The 8,445-nt window shown below is 59.5% G+C and carries 8 protein-coding genes; 4 read left to right on the forward strand and 4 right to left on the reverse strand.

Annotation, left to right across the window (positions count from 1 at the left end; all coding sequences use genetic code 11):
• Positions 1 to 5 precede the first annotated feature (5 nt).
• A complete protein-coding gene (locus tag AAE029_RS27515) occupies positions 6 to 569 on the reverse strand; it encodes a TRAP transporter small permease (protein WP_371076083.1) in 564 nt (187 codons plus the stop codon).
• Positions 570 to 932: 363 nt separating this feature from the next.
• Between AAE029_RS27515 and AAE029_RS27520 the strand changes: the two genes are divergently transcribed.
• Positions 933 to 1,577, forward strand: a complete 645-nt coding sequence (locus AAE029_RS27520) for a TetR/AcrR family transcriptional regulator (protein ID WP_371076097.1) — start codon at positions 933 to 935, stop codon at positions 1,575 to 1,577.
• Between the two features lie 274 nt (positions 1,578 to 1,851).
• On the opposite strand, the gene AAE029_RS27525 is transcribed toward AAE029_RS27520, so the two are convergent.
• Positions 1,852 to 3,033: an epoxide hydrolase family protein gene (locus AAE029_RS27525; protein ID WP_371076084.1), complete on the reverse strand. Its 1,182-nt coding sequence runs from the start codon at positions 3,031 to 3,033 to the stop codon at positions 1,852 to 1,854.
• 233 nt (positions 3,034 to 3,266) lie between these two features.
• A complete protein-coding gene (locus tag AAE029_RS27530; protein ID WP_371076085.1) occupies positions 3,267 to 3,692 on the reverse strand; it encodes a CBS domain-containing protein in 426 nt (141 codons plus the stop codon).
• A gap of 213 nt (positions 3,693 to 3,905) precedes the next feature.
• Here AAE029_RS27530 and AAE029_RS27535 point away from each other — a divergent pair, with 213 nt between their 5' ends.
• Positions 3,906 to 4,634, forward strand: a complete 729-nt coding sequence (locus tag AAE029_RS27535; RefSeq protein ID WP_371076086.1) for a membrane-anchored protein — start codon at positions 3,906 to 3,908, stop codon at positions 4,632 to 4,634.
• 382 nt (positions 4,635 to 5,016) lie between these two features.
• Here AAE029_RS27535 and AAE029_RS27540 read toward each other — a convergent pair whose 3' ends face one another.
• Positions 5,017 to 5,952, reverse strand: a complete 936-nt coding sequence (locus AAE029_RS27540; protein ID WP_371076087.1) for a glycosyltransferase family 92 protein — start codon at positions 5,950 to 5,952, stop codon at positions 5,017 to 5,019.
• A gap of 537 nt (positions 5,953 to 6,489) precedes the next feature.
• Between AAE029_RS27540 and AAE029_RS27545 the strand changes: the two genes are divergently transcribed.
• Both AAE029_RS27545 and AAE029_RS27550 read left to right on the forward strand, forming a co-directional pair.
• Positions 6,490 to 7,182, forward strand: coding sequence for a glycosyltransferase (locus tag AAE029_RS27545; RefSeq protein ID WP_371076088.1), 693 nt, complete (start codon positions 6,490 to 6,492; stop codon positions 7,180 to 7,182).
• 27 nt (positions 7,183 to 7,209) lie between these two features.
• Positions 7,210 to 8,079 (forward strand): 3-deoxy-manno-octulosonate cytidylyltransferase, encoded by an 870-nt coding sequence (locus tag AAE029_RS27550; RefSeq protein WP_371076089.1) that lies wholly within the window; start codon positions 7,210 to 7,212, stop codon positions 8,077 to 8,079.
• Positions 8,080 to 8,445 lie beyond the last annotated feature (366 nt).

Below are 8,445 nucleotides of genomic sequence, written 5' to 3' on the forward strand. Positions count from 1 at the left end.
TCTCCTCAATTCTTCGCTGCGAGATTGCCGAGCGCGGGCTCGGGATGGTCATCGAGGGCGGCCTGCTCCTCACTGTCGCGCACGAGCTCGGCCGTCGACAGGTCGACACGACCGGTCGCAATCGCAAAGGCGTCGTAGAGCAGGATCAGGAATGCCGGGATGCCGAAGGCAAGCCCCGCGCCATAGAAGAAGCCCATGGAGATGCCCGTCGCGGGCGCCCCCACATGCAGGTTGATCAGCGTCTGCGTCCAGCTGCCTCCAATCATCAGCCAGGTCGCATAAAGCATCAGAGCATGGCCTAAGAGGACTGCGACCTTGGCTGCGGGCGGCGGCAGCCGCCTGATCAGCGAGTCGACCCCGAGATGCGCATGCTCGCGCATGGCGACGACGGCGCCGAGGAAGGTCAGCCAGATGAAGAAGATACGCGACAGCTCCTCGGACGCTGTGATGCCCTGGTTGAAGGCATAGCGAAGCACGACATTGCCGAAGACGAGCACGACCATGCCGGCAAGCAGCAGCGCGATCGCCACCTTCAGCACGAAGAAATAGAAATCGATGATGCGGATCATTCGCTCCTCCCGGGCAATGCAAGCCTCCGGTTCCTCCCGAGGCCTTCCATCCGCCCATCAGCCATGTGCCGCCGCGCCATGGCAAGTTCCCTTTGCGCGCATCTCGTCGGTGCGCACTTGATGTTTTCTAAAATGTACTAACTAGTTCGAATGTCAAGCGACCTCTATTGAAAGACCGGCACAACGTGAATATGACTTTGCGTGGAGTGAGCGCGGGCAGATCGGAAGTGCCGCATTTGATGATGGGATACAGCGGCTTAGCGCGGAACCTTGAAAATCGGGATCGATTTTCAAGGAGGCTTGTGCGCAGATTGAATGTGAGGGAGCGTCCATGGCGCTCGGAGATTCGGGATGGCACGGCAGATGGCGGAGCGGGCTGAAAACGGCCGGAAGAATGACCCACAGCGGACGCAGGAGGATATCCTCGCGGTTGCGACGGAAGAATTCTCGACGCACGGCCTTGCCGGGGCGCGCGTCGACGCGATCGCGGAGAAAACCCGCACGTCGAAGCGGATGATCTATTATTACTTCGGCAGCAAGGAAGGCCTCTACCTCGCCGTCCTTGAGCAGTCCTACCGCAAGATCCGCACGCTCGAAGCCGACCTGCAGCTTTCAAACCTCGAGCCCGAGGAAGCGCTCCGGACCCTGATCTCGACCACCTTCGACCATGACGAATCCAACCCTGATTTCGTCAGGCTCGTCAGCATCGAGAACATCCACCACGCAGCCCACATGCTGCGTTCGGAGGCGATCCGCGACCTCAACGTCTCGGTCATCGAAACGATCGCCGGCATTCTCGACCGCGGTTTCGCCAAGGGTGTCTTCCGCCGCAAAGCCGATCCGATCGATATTCACATGTTGATCAGCGCCTTCTGCTTCTTCCGCGTCTCCAACCGCTATACCTTCGGCACGATCTTCCGCCGCGACCTTTCCGAAACCGGCACGATCGAACGCCATCGCGGCATGATCGCGGATGCGGTCGTGAGTTATTTGAAGGATGGAGCGTGAGTCCCCTCGCCCCGCTTGCGGGAGACGGTTAGGGTGAGGGACAAACTCTCAGCGAATCCGCGAGTTGCGGATAGAATTCGAGCGCGGCAGCGAATCCCACTTCTCCCCAGCGGGGAGAAGTGCCGAGCAGCGCGAGGCGACGAGGGGGGCGAGGAGCAAAAGCGACGAGCGTCCTGAGCGCAAGCGATGGACAGTCCGTGCGGAGAACCCCCCTCATCCGACCCTTCGGGCCACCTTCTCCCCGCTGGGGAGAAGGGGAGTTCGCAGCAAGACATCAAACCAATGTTTGTGGAGAATCCGCCGCCGTATCCGTGCGGTACGCTTCAGGCCGCCTCCCCGCCCAGTCCCGGATATCCTCCACGAAGTAGCCGGGCTCTTCCATCGCCGCGAAATGGCCGCCGCGCGGCGCCTCGCGCCAGCGCACGAGATTGTAGCCCCTCTCGACCCAGCTTCGCGGCGGCGGCGGCGAGCGCGGATCGGGATAGGCGGTAAAGGCGGTCGGCGTATGGACGCCGTGGCTGCTCGGGATCTCCCGGACCTCTTCGGAAATCGCCGCCGCATAATAGTAAGTGGCGGAAATGAAGGCGTCGTTCATCAGATAGATCATGATGTTGGTCAGCAACTGGTCCTTGGAGAAAACCTCCTCGAAGCGCCTTTCGCGCAGGTCTGCCCAGTCATGGAAGCGCTCGACGATCCAGGCCGCCTCCGCCACGGGATTATCCTTCATCGCATAGGCAAGCGAGGCGGGCTTCGTTCCCTGGAGATGGGCATACGCGCCGAACTCCATCTGCGCGGCGGTGCGTGCCTTCTGCCAGGCGGCTTCCTCCTCGGTCTCGGGTATGGCGGCAGGCTGGACGAGGAGGAAGCTCAAGTGGATCGCTTCGAGCGACGCTGAATGTTCGAGCGCCAGCCAGGTACAGACGGCTGATCCCCAGTCGCCGCCCTGAGCGCGGTAGTGCTGGTAACCCAGTTGCTGCATCAGCCCGTCGAAGAGGCGCGCGGTCATCCGGGCGCCGATGGGCGAGGACGGTTTTCCCGAGAAGCCGAAGCCGGGCAGCGATGGGATCACCAGATCGAAGGCATCGGACGGGTCACCGCCCGACCGCGAAGGGAAAGCCAGCGGCTCGATCACTTGCCAGAATTCGTAGAACGAGCCAGGCCAGCCGTGGATCAGGAGCAGAGGCCGGCGCCCCTCGGCTTCGCCCACCACATGCACCGCATGGATGTCGATGTCGTCGATTCGCGTCAGCACATGGGGAAAGCGGTTGAGTTCGCTTGCCGCGGCGATGAGATCATATTCGTTCAGCCAGTACTCGCGAAGCTCCCGGAGATAGGACGGGCTGCATCCGTAGGACCAGTCATCGGCGAACTCGACCTCCGGCATACGATAATGGCCAGCCATCTCCCTGAGATGCTCGAAATTCCGGTCATCCCAATCGATCGTCAGCTTCTCCATGGTCGAACTCCCCTTGTGACGAGGTGCAGCCCAGCCTCGGCCAAGCCGCCGACCTTGTCCATCGTCGGCCTGCGGCGCGGATCACCGCGTCCGCAGACTCCCATATCCCTCCTTAAATCGGAACCGATTTAAGGATAAAAGCATGCGGCAATTCAAAGTTTTACAGCGGTCTTTGTGCGCCCTATAAGACGCACGGCGCTGTAAGATACTTCAAATGATACCGCATCCGGCGCTTAATGAGCATGCTCGCCGCCTGGACGTGTGACGCCCTTCAATCCACGGCCGGCGCTCGCCGAATCGTTCCGTGCCGCGTCAGCGAGCGAGATCACACCGACCAGCCGCTTGTCGCGGCTGACCACCGGCAACCTGCGGACCTGGATATCGCCCATATTGCGCGCGACGTCATCGATCTCCTCGTCCTCGAAGCAATATTTCACGTCGCTGGTCATCACCTCCCTGACCTTCGTGTCGGCGCCGAGCCCACCGGCCAGAGCCCTGACAACGAGATCCCTGTCGGTCACTGAACCGATCAGGCGATCACCATCGGTGACGGGCATGAAGCCAAGGTTCTGTTCCGCCATTTCCTGGGCGACCTGCTGAATCGTTTCCTGCGGCTTTGCGAGATGCACGTCCCTGCTCATGATCTCCGATACACGCATCTTTTCGTCTCCTCCGGATGTTAGCGCAGGCGATCGCTCAGGCCGCTCGCGGGAATGCAAGTCGAAGGGCGGCCGCGATCGCGCGTCCGCATTCCCGCCTCAACGGGAACTCGGGGGAAGACGAATTGTTCCGGGTCTCATCACCCCTTTAAAACACGGGTGTCTTTCCGCCCGCACTTACGCTAAACAAGCATTCCCAAATCCACATCCCCGATGGTTGCCTTGTTCTCACAAACAAAGACGCGGATCTACCGCAATTTGAAATATCGCATCCGGCGGCCCAGCCCTCCGATCGCCAACATTCCCCTAAGCGGACCGGTCCTGATCGTCGGGTCGGCACCCGTCTCACATTTGCCTGCCGATTTCGACGATTCCTACCGGGTCATCACGATCAACGGGTCGCAGGCGGTGACGGGCAAGTGGGGCATCGAGGTGCCCGACATCACCTTCATGCAGTTCAACCAGATCTCGGGGACGAACACCAATGCCGTCGAGGTGCGGCGCGTCCTGAACGGCCAGCGCACGAAAATGCTCTATGTGCTGCTCTGGCGCGAAGGATTGCCGGCGCTGGTGGAAGGCCTGCAGGCTTTCAACTATCGCTACGACAAGCTACAGATGGTCGATCGCTACGAGCGCATGGCGCTTCTCGACAGGATCTGCAATTTCAAGAGCCTGGAACTGGATGCCGAGGGGAAGTGCTCGAACGGCATCAATGCCGTGCTCTTTGCCCTTTACAACAAGGCACCCGCCGTCATCATCACTGGCATCAATCCCAAATCCAGCGGCCACGTCTATAACAAGGAAAACCTGTCGCGGATGCATACGGACATGGATCAGAAAGTGCTGCAACGCCTCCTCGAAAAGGGATATCCGATCCACACGACCGATCCCGCTGTTTCCGAGACGCTGGGTATACCGCTATGGCGGGGCAAGCGGACGTGAATTGAGGCTGGACTGCGGCACCGCGTCTCGACAACACTGCCTTCGTAGCCGACATTTCTGTCGTAAGGGTCAACCGAAGACGCCTCCTCTCCGCCCTCATCCCTGTGCTCGTCACAGGGATCCAGCGGCGGCGCGTCCGCGCCGCGGTAGACTCTTTTGCTATTCACGCAATTGACGGCAAGCAGGAGTCCTTTCGCCGTGCAGACGCACGGCTGCTGGATCCCTGTGACAGGCACAGGGATGAGGTACGATGGGGTTTCCGCGCCAAACAACCGCCATTGGAATTAGCTGACGACTCAGCAGTGTTGCCTTTCGGCACCGACATTTCTGTCGAGGAGAGACAACTGTAAGGCGCCTGTCGCAGCCAGAGAATAGGTCTGAACTAATGTTTCTGGCTAAGCTGCGGCTCGACCTCCGCGAGAACAATGCCGTTGCGCGCCACAAAGTCGACCATGGCGCGATCCTCGACCACATCGGTCTCGATGTTCCGGATTGTCGTGATCATCTTCTCCTCGAGCCTCTGCGGTGAGACGGCGTAGTTCGAACCGCGCGCCATCTTCGTTCGCATCTCCTCCTCGGACTTGCTGTAGTAGTGGTTGAGCTGCAGGAAGCGGTTCGAATAGAAGGCAGGCGACTTGCGGCCCTTGCGGGTGAAACGCTGCCCCGCGTCATTGACGGTCAGATCGCCGAACTCACGGGTCTTGAACTGGTGCACGCTGGCCTCTACGACTTCGCACGGGTCGACGATGCATTTGTAATTGGTGGAATGTTCCTTGTGGCTCAAGGGGTCGGCGCTGCGCCTGGTGTAGTTCAGGAGAACCGGTCCGTTCGGCCTCGTCTTGTGTCCGCTGGTGCCGAACATGTGCCAGGGTAGCGAAACGTTCGGGAAATCTCCCGTTGCCGCCAACGCCTCCTCGACCGTCCTGCCTGCCATCGGCAGAAGAAACTCGTCCGCATCGATAAAGGCCATGCGACGGAAAGAGCCGCCGAAATTCAGGACCGCATGGGCAAAGGCCATGGCCTGGCAGTCCAGCGGATCCGAATCGGTTCTCATGCGGCCGGCCCAGGGGACGACCGTCAGTTCATCCGGTTCGAGGACCTGTCGCAGCACGGCTGAGGTTCCGTCCGTCGAACCATTGTCGTAGACGATGAAATGCCGGATGCCGACCGCCCGGTGGAAGCGCGCCCATTCGCCGATATAGAGCGCCTCGTCCCTGACGCAGATCGCGATGGCTATTCCGTGTCTTCCGGGCTCAGGCATCGGCGGGCTGATGGCAAACCTCTTGATCGCTGACTTCTTGCGGCCGAACCAACCCATATGACGCCTTTCCACATTCCCATTGCCTGTCCGCCTCTATTACGAAAGCAGACGCCTTATACAACCCGTCGTCCTTAGAGCCGGATGATTTCAGGTCGGATCGACCTAAAATCTGAATCCGTCTCTACATCAAAAAGTGAGAGCGGGATGTCGCTCGAACCGCACACACTTTTCGGCATCCCGCTCTAATCGCGGCGAGGAACCGACCGCCTTCCGAATGCGCGCCATTCTTCTTCACAACAGCATGCTTCGCAATGAATTGTTTGAAAATGCCCCCTTCCTGCCTGGCCCCGCAGGTAACTGACGGAAACCAAAATTGATTTGGGAAACCCCCGAAGCAATATGCCCCGCGCCTTAATTAGGCCTTCTTGTTCCAGCGGTTGTCGAAAGAGGTTTTCTGGTGTTTTATGCACAACATTAGGGGGTAAGCGCAGTTGATCCATTTCGATTTTGCGCTGCGTGCATGAAGCATCGTGTCTTTGCATACGGTGTGGGTACCAAGATTAGCTATCAGCATTCGTCGTCCAGGGAGAGATCATGAGAGATGATGTTGCACGCATTTTCGTCGGCTTCGATTCGAAAGAGGTCGTCGCCTATCACGTCTTGAGCCAGAGCATTATCGAGCATTCATCGATCCCGGTGGCTTTTTCGCCCATCGTTCTCAACAATCTCGGCAGTTTCTTCACCCGCGAACGCAATCCGCTGCAATCGACCGAGTTTTCCTTCTCCCGCTTCCTCGTTCCCTTCCTCAGCAACTATGAGGGCTGGAGCATCTTCATGGATTGCGACATGCTGGCACGCGCCGACATTGCCGAACTCTGGAAGCTCAGGGACGACCGCTATGCCGCCATGTGCGTGAAGCATGACTATCAGCCGAAGGTCGACACCAAGTTCCTCGGCCAGGTCCAGACCAAATACGAGAAGAAGAACTGGTCGAGCATGATCCTGTTCAACAACACCAGATGCCGGGCGCTGACGCAGGAATATGTCAACACCGCAACGGGTCTGCAGCTCCACCAGTTCAAGTGGCTCGAAAACGACGATCAGATCGGCGAAATCCCGGTGGTATGGAACTATCTCGTCAACGAATACGATTATCGTGAAGACGCCAAAATCGTGCATTTCACGGACGGCGGCCCCTATTTCGATGAATATCGTAACGACGACTATGCGGAGGAATGGTTTGCTATGCGCGACCGTGTCCTTTATGTCCAACAGAGACAAAAATAGATCGGGCCGGCCAGCGTGACATCGCAAATGGTCATCGACAATGGCGGCCTCCCACCGGCAGGAGCCGCTGCCGGCCTGACAGCCGCGGAGGACTGGCGGCAGCTTTTTGCCGCCTTTTCGCACATCGTTCTGGTCGCAAACAGCGAAGCGGTCGATATCAGGACAATCCAGCCGCAATACCCGCCGACGACGCTCTTCGTCTTCTTCAACCGGGTCTTCAAGGTGCTGGATCGTCCCTTCGAGAGACACGCGATCCTGATCTCGCGCGGACAGCCGCGCGGCTCCAACATCGTCTATCGCAAGGAAGTTCGCGAGGTCGTGAAGTTCTTCCCGAAGGAATATTTCCTCGGCATCATGAACATCCGCCTTGGCGTGGAGGAGAAGCTGAATCCCGCCGCCGACTTTGAAGGCGCGCCGACCGGCCATCTCGATCTCCTCGGCTTCTGCAGCGATTTCTATAGCGAGGGCAAGACGCCGACCAGCGGCTTTGCCATGGCGCTCTGGCTGAGCGAGATGAGATTGCCCGGAACCATCGTACTTGCCGGATTTTCCGCAAGGCGAAGTGCGAAGTGGCGGGTCGTCTCGGTTCACGACTGGAGCTTCGAGCAGACATTCCTGCGTCTCTTCGCGCGGCTCGGCAAGATATCGATTCATGGCGGCGTATCGGAAAATGCCTATGCAAGGCTTGCAAAGCGCTTCCCCGAAATCCCGCCCGCCGAGATCGCGCTTGCCGCGTCGGAAGTGCTTTCCGAACGGCTGGGCAATACCGACGCCGAGGTCGACAAGCTGATCTCGCTTACCAATGTGATCCGCGATTTCGACAATTTCCTGCGCCGGCTGAAGCCGAAGTTTCTGAAGCGCAAGCCGGAGCAAAGGCAGGCGGAGGGAAATCAGTAGTTAGGGAGCCATTGGACTCGCTGAGAGTTCCGCCCCTCACCCTAGCCCTCTGCCCGCACGCGGGGAGAGGGAACGACCGAGCAAACGGCGACCGCTATTAATCCGCCACAGCGAGGGACGACGGAGGGCGCGACTCCCCCTTCGCCGCCTGCGGGGAGAAGGGGCCTGAAGGGCGGATGAGGGCCGGCGCGGCGCGCTCGTTTCGACCCGCAACTATCGGATTCACTGAGAGTTTTTCCCCCTCACCCTGCCCTCTCCCCGAGGGGAGAGGGGGCGACCGTGCCAGCCGCGAACTCCCCCTTCTCCCCGCTGGGGCTATGGCATTCACACATTTAGAATTGCCTATGGAATTGCGTTCTGATTCTC

This window comes from Sinorhizobium sp. CB7 (genome assembly GCF_041357635.1).
In the GTDB taxonomy this organism is placed as follows: Bacteria; Pseudomonadota; Alphaproteobacteria; order Rhizobiales; family Rhizobiaceae; genus Rhizobium.